We start from the raw sequence: 14492 nt of genomic DNA, 5'->3' as shown, positions 1-14492 counted from the left end.
ACCAGTGTACTATCGTAGGCTCTTCTCCCCGCGTTTGCACGGCATTGTGATTTTTGTGGGGCTTTGATGGACCAGAAAGAATGTTCATGAACCTGAACCAACGTGCTGAAGAGCTTGCGAGCCGACTGGCTGATACTCACACTCAGGTTGTTTTTGCCGAAAGCTGTACGTCGGGTTTGGTCGCTGCGGCACTCGCAGCGGTCCCCGGAATCTCGGAGTGGATGTGCGGTTCGGCAGTGGTTTACCGCGAGGAAACGAAAGCCGTGTGGTTGGGGATTGATCGCGAGGTGTTAAAGGAACACTCGGCTGTCAGCGCACAGGTCACTCAAGATCTCGCTGTTGCGGTGCTAAAGAAAACACCCGAGGCTGATTTGGCGGTTGCCATCACGGGGCACCTTGGCCCCAATGCGCCCGCGGATCTAGATGGAGTTGTCTATATTGCGGTCTATTGGCGGGGTGAAGTGATTGAAGATGTCGTCGCCAGTCAGTTTCGACTTCTTGCCCAGCAGCGAGTTGAAAGACAACGCGAAGCAGCGACACGAGTCCTCAGCGAAGCGACTTCATCGATCCATCGACGCTTCAGATCAAACGGTTAGAACTTGTAAAGCAGCAATAGCGAGTAGTAAACGTCGTTCGCCAAGGCACCTTGGGGAGTGCTGTCGTAGCGATCGGTTGCGGCCAATTTCAAGCTCAGGTTTTCGCTTCCGTCGAGCAAAATTTCCCACGAAAAATCGCTCACCAAACGATAGTCGGAAAAGTCTTCCCATGCGGGGAAGTAGTCGATTTTTGCCTTCAGCTTTTGACGGCTGGTGAGTTGACGCGAAGCTTCAGCACCAAAGACTGCTTCCGGTGTCCACTCGTCAATCGGAGCACCGATTTCTCGCGATGCACCCGCACCAAACCGAGTGACCAAGGTCGTGTCGTCGGTTCGGATCCAATGGTAGCCAGCACCGCCGTTGATATTCAACCGCAGATCAAATGCTTTGAACTTATCCCATTCCATGCCGTACTTTGCGAACAAAGACCATTTGGAATCGCTAAGCATTCGGTCGTAGTCGACATTGAATCGTCCGTTGTCCTCGGTCGTTACCCGTCGGCTCGTAGCGTTGCGGTAATCAACATCAATGGCGAAAGTATAGTCGTCGGTTTGGCGTTTCATTTCCAGTCCCATTTGTAACGCTAGCGTTTCAGCGTTACCGCTGCTGCCGTCCAGACCGAATTCGGCATGACTGTCCCATCCATGCATCCATTGGACGGGGTATTGATACCAACGAAGGACCTCCTGTTCCAGCGGCGGTTCTTCGATGGTCATCGAGTGAGAATCGATCGTATTCATTTCTTCGGGAGCGGACGTCGCCAGCGGTAACGTGTTTTCGGAGGGTGGCGTCGCAAGTCCTTGCCCGATCGGTGCCGACGGACTCCAAAACTCAGAAGGTTCCTCACCAAGCATCTCGAAATCGGTCACTGGCTCCGCGAACGTAGGTGTGCTCGCCGAGTTTGCGGTGGAAAACGCTGGTGACGGTTGGGCCGACGGTGTTGTGATCGGTCCCGACAAACTGGGGGGCGTCAGGTTGGCGGCAATTGTGGCGGCGGGATAAGAAATACCAATGGCTTGCATCGACGGATCGAACGGGACGGTATATGGCGGAGTGACAGGATTGGGCGTGGTCGGAACGACGGACGACGAGTGAGAAACTTGCTCGATATTCAATCCCGTCTGGGCGTGCATGCCGTCTTCGGCGTGACTCACGGGGTTGGCAACCGAATTTGTCGCAGCCAAAGAAGGGGATGGATGGCTATACCCCGTCCCGTTCCACTGCGCGACGCCTTGTTGCCAAAGCGGTACTTTCGGCGTGCTGAACGTCTCTGATGCTGGATTCCCAGAGTCTCTCCATGAGATTTGTGGTTCGGATGCGTTGACGGACCATGCAAACCATGCGGGGACACCAAACCAAATCGTCCAAATAAGCCACTTTTTGGCTGCTCGGAGAGGGGTGAAGGATTGGACCACGAGAACACCTGCAAGAAAATGATGGGAAACCGGACGGTCGTTCTTTAACAAAAGCTGTCCGCTGGTGTCACGGTGGATTTGCAGTTTCTCGATTCGCATGGGCAGGCAAAGTTTCGCGAGAGCGACTAAAAATGGCTATTCGCGATTCTTTTTCGCTTCTCTGGCTAAAGAGCGAGCGGGATAGGGTCCGATAGGAACCTCATAATCGGATCGTGCTTTGAAGAACTTGCATACGCACGATCTTGACTAATCCGCATACATTTCCTAATTTGCGGGCTTATTGAAGGCGACGTGGCCAAGTGGCTAAGGCGAAGGATTGCAAATCCTTTATTCGTGGGTTCGAATCCCACCGTCGCCTCTGACGCATTAAATGCGATTTCTTTTATAGCCGAAAACATCTTTTTCGTGCGATTTCTACCTGCATTACTTTGGATCTGGTTAAGCTGGCGGTAGAGTAAGCCCCTGCGGTATCCACTTGGGCGATAGGGGCCCAAGAAAGAAAGCCGTCCGAGATTCAGGGCAAATTCGTAAATTGGTCTACAAGATTGTTTTGATTCACAACAAAAGCAAACTTCTCCCGTTTAGCTATTGCGAGCATGAAAAGCAAATATCCAACCGATGACTAACTGGTAGTTGACTTGGCCAATGCATAGCCTGAAAATCGAGCTCTTTCCCGCCTTCGCTAATTTTTGGAGCACCCATGTCGGATTTGTCACAATTGTATGATGCGATTCTTGTAGGAGATGCGAAAACGGCTTTTGCGGTGACACAAACTGCACTTGACGAGGGAGCGGATCCTCAATCGCTTGTCGTTGAATACATGACTCCGGCGATGGACGAAGTCGGTAAGCGATTCGAGAATCACGAATACTTTGTGCCCGAACTACTTATCGCGGCTCGGGCGATGAAGGGGGCGTTGGAACTCATTCGCCCACTATTGACTAGCAGCGGAGTGGAACCGGTTGGACGGGTCGTGATTGGGACCGTAAAAGGTGACTTGCATGATATCGGCAAAGGGCTCGTCGCTTCGATGCTTGAAGGGGGCGGATTCGAAGTCGTCGATTTGGGCGTCGATGTCTCAGCAGCCGCATTTGTCGAGAAAGCGAAAGAGACCGGAGCGACGATTATCGCCGTTTCTGCCCTATTGACCACGACGATGACCGGCATGAAAGCGGTTGTCGATGCGGTGACCGAAGCTGGGCTTGAGGGCGTCAAAGTGATGGTCGGCGGAGCCCCCGTCACGCAGCAATATGCCGATTCGATTGGTGCCCATGGCTATAGCAATAATGCGAATGCCGCGGTCGCGATCGCCCGAGAATTGGTTGCATCCTAGCAACGGGGTGCGTCGCAGTATGCAGAATACAGCCGTTTGAAGAACACGTCCTCTTAGCGAGTTGCAAGACTACTCTTGGGACGCTTGGGTGGTCGCTGATTCGTCGTTCGAGGTGTCGACTTTGTTCCCGATGGTTTGTTCGTAGGTGCCGTAGGTCCATGTGACGGTTGCCGGTGGAACCAACATCACGCTGCCGATTCCCTTGTTGACGTACTCATCGTTGACCATGTAGGTCCATCCCTTTGTCGATTCGGTTTCGACACCATCCATCTTACTGACAAATGCGGTTACGCCTGATCCGTTGATCGTGATCGGAACCTCTTCAATTGATCGCATCACGGATTCGACGGTCGCACCAGGCAACACGTTGTCCACCTCGGTTTGACGTTCGCCCTCACTTGATTGAATCACGACGGTGACAGTGCCCGCTTCGGTAGTGATTTCTTCAGCAGATGGTTCAACCGTGGCACGGTTGCAGCCAGCGATCAAAAAGGAAACGGATAGCAATACGATAAAGTGTGTCTTGTTCATGCCTTCATTCTACTAGCTGCATCCAAGGTTCGGCTATTCCCCTTTTCGAACGCGTTCATGTCTGCTACGAATGACTCGCCGAGGTTTTCCGTGTTCTTCGCCGGCGGTACCAGACCAAAGCAGCCAAACCGATAAGGGGGGCTCCGATGATTGCTAACGCTTGCCCCCATGCACTCGAAAGGACAATTTTATTTACAAGTGAATCGTGTTCCGAAGGTGTTTTGGGGACCCCGCCGGTGTACGCGGCCACGTGATGCAGCAGGCTTACCGCCAACGAAGCTTTGGGGATTTCCTTGTGGCACGCCAAGCACGTTCCTTCACGGCTGATCCGATTGAGTTCTTCTTGATTGAACGCTCGTGACAACTTGAAGTGATGCCCAACGGTCGCGACTTGATTTCCTTCTTGATCGACGACTTGCGACCAATCGTGATCCAAATTCTCGACCGCCGACATTTGTGGCTGTGTCTTCTGTGGCAACACCTTTCCATCGACCGTCTCTAAATCGACAAGATGCTCTTCATTCCAAGGTCTGGTTCCCTTAATGCCCAACCCTAATGCCTTGTCCGAAGCGTGGCAAGATTCGCAGGAACGGGCATTTTTAGTGGTTGTATGAGGCTGCGTCGGACTCATGTCGATTGACAATTGACCGTCATCACCGGCGCCCTCCGAATCAGCTTGTGTTTTGTAGATGTGATTAAGTAACAGCGGCTTTCCGTCTTGACCGATCACGGTCACCGACACTTGGCATCCTGGCGCGAGCGGCGTGACGCGGCCTTCGCCATTGATACCGAGCATCGGTTCTTCCCATCGTTCATAGCTGCGTTGTTCACTCACTTTTCCTGGGATGATCGTGTCATAGCCTGTCTCGCCACGATCGGTTCGGAACTCATCTTCCCCGTGAGCCCGTCCTGCGCCGACCCAATCAAAGCCCATTTTCGACTGCTCGCATTCGGGGCATTTGTCCTTTTGCGAAAAGTCGATTTTGACGTGACAACCATAGCACTGGGGCGTCCAACTGGTGTGGCAAGTGTAGCATTCCATTCGCTCCAAGTGGGATGCAACGCCTTGCATCGCGACACGGCCACGCTCGCTGACCTGTTCTTCTTCGATTAGTTTCTTGAGCGGCTTCATGCGAATGTCAGCGCCCGCAGCGGTGTAGACGATCACTTCGTCTCCATCGCGAACGACGTTTTCATACGGGTTGCCCCGAGCCGTCAGAAGGTAGCCATCGAGTGGTTCCAATTCGCTTCCTTGAAGGGTGTGGGGCAGCAGTTTATTGGTCACGCCACGCATCTCACCCGTGGCAGGTGATTCTTCGAATTCATCCATGAAACCGAGAGGCAATTCCCAAGGGTATTTGTCGGGCGTCCCGTGACAATCAGAACATTCGATTTGTACTGCAGCCAAATTTGCACCCGTTAGAAAACCATCGCCGTGCACATCAAGTGAAGTGTGGCAATCTTGGCACGTCATTCCTTTTTGGTAGTGGATATCTTGATCCATCGCGATGTAATGCTTTGTATGGAGCTTCGGCTGATCGCTACCGTCGGCCGCATAAGGCGAAGTGAATGGTGTTTCCATTAAGCCTTGAAACGAAACGCCAATTCGTTTGCCGCGATCATGGCACGTCGTGCATGTTTCCACAGGAATACCACTATAAGTGGTGCCGTGAACAGTCACTTTCGCTTCGCGGGAACCTTGAATCGAATGGACCAGTGGGTGGCCGGTTTCGGACGTTGGGATCGAAGGGTCGGCTCCTTCATAGATGCCTTCGTTGCCGTACGGGATGTGGCATGAAGAGCATCCCATCCCCCGAAAGTCACCTCGTTCTTGGCGTCCTTTCACCGCATGATGACAACGCTGGCATTCTTGACGAATGTAGGTGAATGCGGATAGCGAAGGATCTTCGTCGAGGCGACCAAGCTCGTCCTTCTTGAGCGCATCGGGCAACGCTTCATGGCGATCGACGAAGACATTCGGCTCCCTTGCGGTTAACACTTCCATGTATGCCCGATAAGCATCCGTTCCGAGACGGGCTTTGGGGTCGGTCGGATTCGTGACGGCATAGTTGGCCCAACGATGTTCGTAGCCAGTCAAGGAACCAAACGCCCAACAAACGCCTTGGATTTTGCCCGCTTCGGTCATCATTAAACTATGCCACTGTACGCGTACTTGATCTGCGTGGCATTGGCCGCAGGTTTCCGAGTTGACCCAGGGGCTGCCAGGGTCAGGAAAAAAATCCTCGCCTCCATGAGCTATTTCTTTGTCAACCGTTTCGGTTGCATCCCCGTTGTGGCAAACCACGCATCCGGCCGGGTCACCAAGTTCGTCACCAAGAGCCATGATTTGACTGAGCATCTCGGAGCCGACTTCACGGATCGGCTCAATCTCGCCATGGCATTTCATGCATCCCGATTCCGCAGCTGAGGGGTAGTGATCCACCAAACGATCGGCCCCGCTGGTGGATGACGTTGCAACGATTGTCAACAGAATCGTGACAATACCGGCGGCGGATGTCAGGGGGGGATTCGAATCAGATGCACTCATAGCCATCGAAAGCTGTCTTGGGGTGTGGTTCGCAACTCGATCCAATGTACCAGTCTCACGGTGCGTGACGCCTCAGTGAATCGAGGTTGTTGTCCTTATTTCGCCCCTTCGTCAATAGTTCAGACGGGTGTGTGGTCGTGTGTTCAGTTGTTTCGTGTGCTGAATCCTCCTATTGTGCCTTGTGTGACGAATTGACGCACTTCGGGGCTGGGGAAACTTCTGATAACGGAAAGTTTTTTTCCACATCCGAATCGATTTTGTACGATAGTTATTTCGTCGAGGATGAGTCAGCCCCACACTTTCCTCGGCACCGGGAGTCATTGTCGCTTGCGATAATCCTCCAATGGACCACGCGGTCACCGAATGATTGCCCCCATTCGGTGTCCGTCGTGGTCATTTTTCTTTTGATGATGTGAAGCAGATCGCTATCGCTAAACATCGGGTGCAATTGTTTGTTGCCGATGGGAATCCTGATCGTGGGCTGTTTGACTGAGGGATTCAACCAATTTTGCGAACTGACACTGCATGTCTTCCCATCTACCTCCCCTGCCCCATCGAGAAGACGGCTCATTTGCTCAAGAAGTGAACTCGATGTTTGAGGGATTGGTAGAGGCCTTTCGTAAGAATTGCTCACTCCATGGGGCCATTGCTCACGCGGTTGATTCGGTTTATATCAAAACCGTGGACAATCAAATCTTGGTTACCAACACCGTGTATGAGCAAACCTTTTCCGGGCCGGTGAGTTCGGTCGGTCGCTTCGGTGAGGATTTTTTGAATGAAACGATCATGCCGATCTCGTCTCGTTCCGATGCATTGCTTTTGTCGGGATGTTCTACGGTCGAATTCGAACACGCAGGACGAGATTCCCAAGGGCGTGCCATGCTACTGCGAACAATCAAACGTTCATTGCTAGGGAGTGGTCATCCGCGAGCAGCTATTTTAGGTGTGACGCGTATCATTGAAGTCAAAGAGAGACCAATCAACGAACCCCAATTCGTCGATTTGGCAGTGATGTGGGATCGGTACAGCAAGCTAGAAGAGCGAGAACAACAGGTTGCAGTGATGGTTTCCAAAGGCGAATCGGTCAAACATATGGCCAAGGTCCTTGGGGTATCCGATAAGACCGTCGAAAACCGTCGCAATGCTGCGCTGAAAAAATTGGATGTGGACAGCCAAGCGGCACTCATCCGGTTGATGGTCAGGTTGCAGGACAACGGCTACTGTGATGTCGGTCTGTAGCTTGACCTTGACCATTGCCTGCCCATGAACTTTCCCGCTACAGAATCGCCAGCGGATTTCGTTTCGATTCGAGTGTCCCTCGTGTGACGCCGAGCCGATTTGTCGCTTGCAATTGTTTCCAAACCTCACTGCCCGACACCTCACCGGCAAGCAGTTTTCGATAGAGGTTAATCGTATCGATCGTCTGTTTTGCATTTTGTTCAAGCATTTCGATTCGGAACCACTGGAGACCTCTTACGATTAAATCGGCGACAATCTCCGAGCCACTCTGAGCGGTCGCGTTGTAGAGGGTGTTTCGGCATGCGACATCGGCATGCAGAGGATGTTCCGCGCCGACTCGGTCACGCAATTTGACAATGTGCCGATCACACGGTCGGCCGCAATTCGTCTTGTTCGTTCCAGGTGACAGAACACTGCAAAAAACGCAGTGCTCCATATGGAACATCGGCATGTGTTGATGCACGACGACTTCCAATTCACTGACCCGAACCGAACCGACCAAATCCATCAATTGATCGCGGTTCAAGTCGTACGAAGCGGTCACTCGTTTCACTCCCAACTCGATCAACCATTCGGCCGATCGATGGTTGGATGTATTGAGCGAAAAATCGGCTACCAGCGGTTTACCAAGCTTCGAAAGATAATCGATGGCTGCGAGATTTCGGACCAAGAAGCAATCTGCATCGAGGCGCCGAAGCACTTTCAAAAGTCCCATTTCACCCGGTTTTTGAATCCGGACGTTCGCGATTCCAATTTTTGCGTTTTCGCGATGGGCGATTGCGACCGCGTCTTTGTATTGCCGAACATCCTGCAAGTCGGTGTAAACCAAATCAACGTTTCCCTGTGATGCCGCTTCGACTTGCTCAAGCGTTCGGCATAAAACCGCAAGCCGCGGTGTGGCCTGTAAATCGCTGGTCAAGGAGACCGAATCCAGGGGAGCCAGTAGTGCCCGCCCCGCATCCGTATGAATGTGGCGTTTTGGCGGACGATGTAGTTGAGTCGTCAATGCATCACTCAAATCTCGACGCAATTGATTCAGCACGCTCGCCGGTACCATCGGACCGCCAACGATGTTTGCATCCAAATTTCGCAGTTCAAACGATGTGCTTCCGAGTCGGCCAATTTTTTCTCGAAGCATCGTTTCATCCGCAGGGTGTTTGTTCGCTTTTTCGAGAATCGACTCGCTGATAACCTCAGCGGTGATGTTTCCTGGCAACGTCGCTGACAATTTCAACGGCTTGCCAACTGCGGCGATCACGGTAATGTCGATCGGCTGACGTGTTTGTGAATCCTGGCCCGCAAAACTTTGACGCAGTCGCCGATTGAGCTTCGGGTCATCATTTTTGAAAACGGCATTGCCAAGATGAACCGCTTGCCATTCAATTTCACCTCGGCCAAAACCAATCCATGCGAGAGTGTTTTCGGGTACGGATTCGAGGCGTCGCTTCGAACCGCTTTCAAGAGAGTAAACGCGACCACCTTGAACCTTGTTGCCCCCAGCCGAATTTTCGACTTCGATTGCCAATCCATCGCCAAGAGCCACCGGTGCATTGACTTGGACTAAGATGTGATCGGATTTCGTGTCGAGCACTTCGCCGAGCCGAATGCCTCGTTTTGCACTGTGGTCACCGGGGACAAGTCGTTTATGATCGTTTCCTTCGATCCATCCAGGTGAAAAACCTCGCGAGAACGATAATTCCATTTCGCGACGAGCAACCTCATCGATGTGGACCTCGCCCGTGCGCATCGCATCGTCGATTGCTTTTCGGTAGTGCCCGGTGATGTTGGCAACGTATTCAGGCGTCTTTAAACGACCTTCGATTTTTAGCGAGGAAACACCGGCGGCGATCATATCGGGAATCGCGGCGTAACCAGCGAGGTCTTGAGGACTTAGCAGATAGCGAATCTCGCCGAGATCCCGGTCTTCGCCATCGACGATCAATTCGTAGGGCAACCGGCATGCTTGAGCACAATGCCCTCGGTTGGCACTTCGACCACCCAGCGATTCGCTGGTCAAACATTGGCCGCTGTAGGCGACGCATAGCGCACCATGAATGAAGCATTCGACGGGCATGTCGGTGGCAGCGGTGATTTTTCGGATTTCGGCAATCGACAATTCTCGCGCCAGCACGACACGAGAGAGCCCAAGGTGGCGGGCAACTTCGATTGTTTCACTACTGCTCAAACTCATTTGAGTCGATGCGTGGATTTCGAGTTCCTCGCACACGGCATGGACGATCCGGGCGACTCCGAAATCTTGCACCAATACCGCGTCGACACCGGCCGAGGCGACCTGTTCAACAATGTCAATCAGGGGCGGTAATTCCGAAGGGAATGCTAACGTATTCATCGTCACGTAGCCACGTACACCTCGCGTTCGCAGCCAACTCATCAAGTCGGGCAAGTCGGCAAGTCCAAAATTTTGGGCTCGTACCCGCGCGTTGAAGCCACAATCGAGGCCAAAGTAGATCGCATTCGCCCCGTTCTCGACAGCCGCGCGAGCACATTGCCAATCGCCAGCGGGGGCGAGAAGCTCGATTTTTGGGTGTTTCGCTTGATGGGGGACTTCTTTCATGCCCCAAGTATGACCACCGCGAGGTAAAAGCGGTAGCGGAACTTGTCGAGAGTTTCGAGTCGCCGCGAATGCTTAGGTTCAACGCGTCCGTGTTCTTCTACTACATGTTTGGGCGGACCCGCATGACCAAATCGTCTATGTAATACGATACTCCGTCGGCCGATTGCGAGCTGAAGCCGACCCAACGCGCGTCGGTCCAGTCGGCGTCACAAGGCAGGTCGTTGGCGACTTTTTGGGTTCCATCAGCGAACTCGAACATCGCTTTCCATGTCGCGTCTTGCTTACCTAACGGTGCGGTGACGGTGACCTTTATCCATTGATCCGTTGGTATTTCCACCAATTTGGCTCGCCTTTTTGAATTGACAACACCGCCGCCGAAATGCAAGTTTGGACCCGTGCGGTACGGATTCGTCTTGCTTCGCCATTCACAGCGAACATCTGCTCCCGGTTCCAATCGAATCCGAAATGACATCGTCGCAACGCCGTGAGTGTACTGAGGATCCCAATAGAAATGTGGGTTGAAACCCGCCTTAAGATCAGCGGCGTCTTGAACTTTCAAACATCGCCCGTCCCCATCGGGTTCAGCAGCGAGTTGGATTAACGCATCGCGATCCTCGTCACTGAGAGTCGCGATTCGCAGCAGTGACAGAGGCGAGTCTTGGTCAAAGTGATCGCTTAGATTCATCGCTTCAGGTGGCGGAACCACGTATGGCTCGGGGAACACGGGTGATGCTGCGAGTTCCTTCCACGCTTGGTCACCATTGACCCCGGCTTGGGAGTAATCAAATTCGATAAATCCAATTTGCTTGACTGGCGAATCGGGCGAGAGACGAAAATCGTAGTTGTCAGGATCGACGAAGTGGGGGTTAGCGACAATCGAATTTTGATCGTTTCCGAGTTCACGCCATTGTGCTAACTCTTGGCCGGCGAAGTCGAATGGCTTACCACCGGCACGCCAATAGAGGTTTTGGTTCATTTGAACCTTGACTCCGTTGCGCCATCCCGAATGTCCGAGCAACGTCCCTTGGTCAAAGTAGACAACGTTGCGTTCAAACGTGAAAGATTGATGTGGTTCGGCCCTGGTTACTGCAATTTGTCCCTCTTCGCTAAACGCGAAAACATTGTTTCGGACGATGTTGTCGCGGCCGTAATGTTGATGGAAACATCCGTCACGCACGTTGTAGACCAAATTGTTTTCATAGAGGATGTTCGAACTGCCTTCGTCCGGGTAAAGCCCCCATCCACCGTAGCGAGTCGAATAGACATCGTGAATCACGTTGTGACGCACCGTTGTGCCTTCGGATGGTCCGAGCGTATAAACGCCACCCATGTCACTAAGGATTCGATAGCCCAAGTGATGCAAGTGATTGAACTCGATTTTGTTTCGTTTCGCGCCGCTTTGGTCATATCCCCATCGCCATCCAACGGAGATGGCGGTGTAGAAAAAATCAGCGACGTCGCAGTGCGTAATTGCGTTATCGCTGCTGTGGCCTATCCACACTCCCACAGCGTGCGGTGTAATTCGTCCGCCGCTTTGCAGGATGCAGTTGTCAATCGTGATTCCCCCGGTGCGAACGGGTTCAGGAACGAGTTTTTCCTCGCCGATCCGGATCGCACTGATGCCACAATCGAATACTCGCGTACGTTCCACACGGCAATCGTGGCACGCTTTTCGGAACCAAAACCCTGTGGAACCGATATGTTCTAACGCACAATCGATAAAGGAAATGTCGCGGCAACCGTCCAATTGAACGGCGGTCGCATCCACATTCATTGCTGCCTGCCAAGACCGAATTCCTTCGTCGGGGATGCGGAATTCAGCATGGCGTAGTTTCAGTCCCTCGAACCGGAGGTGTTTTACGGGGTGGTTTCCATTTTCGAATTCCCCTCGCACTTCGATCAGTCGTTCGGTTTTAGCTGCCACGACGTCGGCCGAGGTCATTTCTTCGCCATCACGGCACTGATAGTACAGCCAACCGTCGCGATCAAGGAACCATTCACCAGGCGCATCGAGAGCTTGAAGATAATTTTCGAAAAAGTACAAGCTGTCGCGCGTCATCGGGTTCCAACTTTTCATGTTGTCGCCAACGGTAGTAAACCCGGTTTGATCGGGAAGTATTTCTTCGAGGAATTCACGCGTAGTATCCCATTTGTGAAATGCCAACACTTGGACATCTCGCAGTTCCTCTTGGCTGAGTGCTTGCAGCGTTTTGAGTGTATTTGGATTCGTGGCGAACGTGTGTCGGAACCGTTTGGGTTGTGTCTTGACCGGTTCTTCAGCGACGCCAAGAAGACTGAAGAATTCCCAGTCGTTTGGTGTCCGAGCTCGTATTGCTCGACGTCCATTGACCCACAATTGATTGAAACGCCAATTGGTATTGTCAGCGGATTTCGGTTTTCGGATGCGCGTTTTCCATAAGCCGGGAACGCCATTGGCTTGTTGCCAATCGTTGATCGAAACACCGCCGGATAAAACGACGTCGCCACCGGGAAGAGCTCGATACGTTACCGGTTGATCAGGGGACGCACCGGAGTCCTCAGGGGTAAAGACTAGCGTGCGGTCGAGAGTGTACCGTCCTGGAGCAATCATTACCGTGACAGGTTCGGTTGGGTGCTCGGTTCGTGATTTGCGAACGGCCGTTTGAGCACGCTGGATCGATGCGAACGGTTGCTCCATCGATCCGATGGAATCATTGGATCCATCCGGCGAGACGTAGAACTCGTCAGCATTCGCTTTGGGAAAAAATACGAAAAGCGAGGTGGCGATCCAAAGAGCGCACGTACAGAAAAGCTTCTTCATCAGTGAAGCCTCAGGAGGGGGAGGGAGGGAGGTGGGGAAGGGACAGCGGAGATTATACTCGCTATCGTGCCACGACGCGATGAAATCGCAGGCAGACTTCACGATCAACGACTCGGCGTACGCCTTCGACCAAACAGGCAGGCTCATTCTCGACTTCGCCAATACGCATCACGTCTTCGAGTCGGGTACCTGGTGCGACCGAGAAAGTGCGTTGATTAATGGTTTGATTTCCAGCGTCAAGTTCGGGGATGATGAAGTGACACGTCGCGCCGAAGGTGAGCATCCGAGCGTTGTAGGCGTTGTGGTAAGGACGAAAACCGGGGAAACCTGGCAACAATCCGTGATGAAGATTAATGATCCGTCCACCCGCGAATTGCCAACAAATCGATGGTGGCAAAATTCGCATGTACCGGGCCAGCACCACATAGTCGACATCGTAATGGTCGAGTGTCGCCACCATCTTTTGGTCGTCGGCGATCCCTTGGGCATCGCCGATCACTTCAAACGGAATGTCGTACTCCTCCGCAAGCGACTTTAGCTTCTTGCGATTGGAGATCAGCACGGAAACGTCAGCGTGAATCACACCCTGTTTGACTGCTTCGAGAATCGCACGCGGGGTGTGTTCGAGATAAGTGCAGCAAACGGCTAAGCGAGGGCATTCTTTGCGTCGTTCCGCACTCCATACGCGAATTGCCAAGCCGGTCACTTCGCCGATTTGCTTCATCGCATCGGTCAACATGTCCAATTCAGTATCAGGCACATCGATGCGGCAGAGCATGGCGAAGAGTTGTTCTTCGTCATGGTCATACATTTGAATTTCGGAGATTCTTGCACCACGTCCGGTTACATAGTGAATGATCGGGTCGGCAAGGCCTGAGTTGTCCGGCCCGAGCGCTGTGATGACGACTTTCATTTGTATCTACTCCGAATCGAGTCGCACTCGCGATTAGCGGCTTTCAAGCATTCGAGCATGAGCCATCGCATCCTCAGCTTTGGCGATATACGTTTGCTCTTGGGTGCCTGCCCAAGCGCGTTGGTAGGTGACGCTTAGGGCGGTAAAGTTGAATGCATCGTCAGGTTCGATTTCGCACGCCTTTTCGCCATGTTGGATTGCTAAATCGTGTTGGCCTGTTTTCGTGTAGACGCGAGCGAGGGCAAGATGACCGAGGACATACGATTCCTCTTCCTGGACGATCTCGTTCAAACCGGTGATTGCTTCGTCGAATTTTTCGGCATCGATTAACTTTTCAACTTCGTTGTACTTGGTATGAATATCTGACACGAAAGAGGGCTCCGGAATGTGTATCGTCATTAAGGGTGGGGGAAACCAACGGGTACATGTGAGTTGTATCACGCTCGGTGAATCTTTGGCAGTCGGGGCCATTTTGGCAATCTTGCCACTCGTCGGTCGACCGACGAGTGGTTGATTTTGTAAGCTGACCCGATTTTTGTGAG

Annotated in this window: 10 protein-coding genes and 1 tRNA gene; 4 read left to right on the top strand and 7 right to left on the bottom strand. The window is 52.7% G+C overall.

Going from position 1 to position 14492, the window contains the following annotated elements; genetic code table 11:
- The first annotated feature begins 86 nt into the window (after positions 1-86).
- Positions 87-596, top strand: coding sequence for a CinA family protein (locus tag CA13_RS15290; RefSeq protein WP_419194393.1), 510 nt, complete (start codon positions 87-89; stop codon positions 594-596).
- Here the strand turns inward: CA13_RS15290 and CA13_RS15285 are convergent.
- Positions 593-2110 (bottom strand): DUF481 domain-containing protein, encoded by a 1518-nt coding sequence (locus tag CA13_RS15285; protein WP_419194392.1) that lies wholly within the window; start codon positions 2108-2110, stop codon positions 593-595. The genes CA13_RS15290 and CA13_RS15285 overlap by 4 nt on opposite strands.
- Before the next feature lie 186 nt (positions 2111-2296).
- Here CA13_RS15285 and CA13_RS15280 point away from each other — a divergent pair.
- Positions 2297-2369: transfer RNA gene (locus tag CA13_RS15280), tRNA-Cys, on the top strand.
- Positions 2370-2711: 342 nt separating this feature from the next.
- On the top strand, positions 2712-3344 hold the full coding sequence (locus tag CA13_RS15275) for a corrinoid protein (protein ID WP_146398027.1): 633 nt from the start codon (positions 2712-2714) through the stop codon (positions 3342-3344).
- 69 nt (positions 3345-3413) lie between these two features.
- On the opposite strand, the gene CA13_RS15270 is transcribed toward CA13_RS15275, so the two are convergent.
- Entirely contained in the window at positions 3414-3875 is a 462-nt protein-coding gene (locus CA13_RS15270; RefSeq protein ID WP_146398025.1) for a DUF4430 domain-containing protein, read from the bottom strand.
- Positions 3876-3939: 64 nt separating this feature from the next.
- Entirely contained in the window at positions 3940-6423 is a 2484-nt protein-coding gene (locus tag CA13_RS15265) for a multiheme c-type cytochrome (protein ID WP_146398023.1), read from the bottom strand.
- 525 nt (positions 6424-6948) lie between these two features.
- On the opposite strand from CA13_RS15265, the gene CA13_RS15260 reads away from it, so the two are divergent.
- Positions 6949-7662 carry a LuxR C-terminal-related transcriptional regulator gene (locus CA13_RS15260; protein ID WP_146398021.1) on the top strand — a complete coding sequence of 238 codons (714 nt, stop codon included), beginning with the start codon at positions 6949-6951 and terminating at the stop codon, positions 7660-7662.
- Between the two features lie 37 nt (positions 7663-7699).
- Here CA13_RS15260 and CA13_RS15255 read toward each other — a convergent pair whose 3' ends face one another.
- The 4 genes from CA13_RS15255 to CA13_RS15240 all read right to left on the bottom strand — a co-directional run bounded on the left by CA13_RS15255 (position 7700) and on the right by CA13_RS15240 (position 14349).
- Complete coding sequence (locus CA13_RS15255) at positions 7700-10237, bottom strand: U32 family peptidase (RefSeq protein WP_146398019.1); 2538 nt, start codon at positions 10235-10237, stop codon at positions 7700-7702.
- A 100-nt stretch (positions 10238-10337) separates the two neighbouring features.
- On the bottom strand, positions 10338-13037 hold the full coding sequence (locus CA13_RS15250) for a right-handed parallel beta-helix repeat-containing protein (RefSeq protein WP_419194391.1): 2700 nt from the start codon (positions 13035-13037) through the stop codon (positions 10338-10340).
- 61 nt (positions 13038-13098) lie between these two features.
- Positions 13099-13950 (bottom strand): formyltetrahydrofolate deformylase, encoded by an 852-nt coding sequence (locus CA13_RS15245; protein WP_146398015.1) that lies wholly within the window; start codon positions 13948-13950, stop codon positions 13099-13101.
- A gap of 33 nt (positions 13951-13983) precedes the next feature.
- Positions 13984-14349: a scaffolding protein gene (locus CA13_RS15240; RefSeq protein ID WP_146398013.1), complete on the bottom strand. Its 366-nt coding sequence runs from the start codon at positions 14347-14349 to the stop codon at positions 13984-13986.
- Positions 14350-14492: the final 143 nt, after the last annotated feature.

The organism is Novipirellula herctigrandis (assembly GCA_007859835.1).
Classification (GTDB): Bacteria; Planctomycetota; Planctomycetia; order Pirellulales; family Pirellulaceae; genus Novipirellula_A; species Novipirellula_A herctigrandis.
Note: the sequence above shows the minus strand (reverse complement) of the source record. Positions and strands in the feature narration are given on the sequence as shown.

Bases quoted from the DNA above. Each gene is read 5' to 3' on its own strand.
- CA13_RS15250 (WP_419194391.1), bottom strand. From the start codon at position 13,037: ATGAAGAAGCTTTTCTGTACGTGCGCTCTTTGGATCGCCACCTCGCTT.
- CA13_RS15265 (WP_146398023.1), bottom strand. From the start codon at position 6,423: ATGAGTGCATCTGATTCGAATCCCCCCCTGACATCCGCCGCCGGTATT.
- CA13_RS15285 (WP_419194392.1), bottom strand. From the start codon at position 2,110: ATGCGAATCGAGAAACTGCAAATCCACCGTGACACCAGCGGACAGCTT.
- CA13_RS15260 (WP_146398021.1), top strand. From the start codon at position 6,949: ATGTCTTCCCATCTACCTCCCCTGCCCCATCGAGAAGACGGCTCATTT.
- CA13_RS15275 (WP_146398027.1), top strand. From the start codon at position 2,712: ATGTCGGATTTGTCACAATTGTATGATGCGATTCTTGTAGGAGATGCG.
- CA13_RS15255 (WP_146398019.1), bottom strand. From the start codon at position 10,237: ATGAAAGAAGTCCCCCATCAAGCGAAACACCCAAAAATCGAGCTTCTC.
- CA13_RS15245 (WP_146398015.1), bottom strand. From the start codon at position 13,950: ATGAAAGTCGTCATCACAGCGCTCGGGCCGGACAACTCAGGCCTTGCC.
- CA13_RS15240 (WP_146398013.1), bottom strand. From the start codon at position 14,349: ATGACGATACACATTCCGGAGCCCTCTTTCGTGTCAGATATTCATACC.
- CA13_RS15270 (WP_146398025.1), bottom strand. From the start codon at position 3,875: ATGAACAAGACACACTTTATCGTATTGCTATCCGTTTCCTTTTTGATC.
- CA13_RS15290 (WP_419194393.1), top strand. From the start codon at position 87: ATGAACCTGAACCAACGTGCTGAAGAGCTTGCGAGCCGACTGGCTGAT.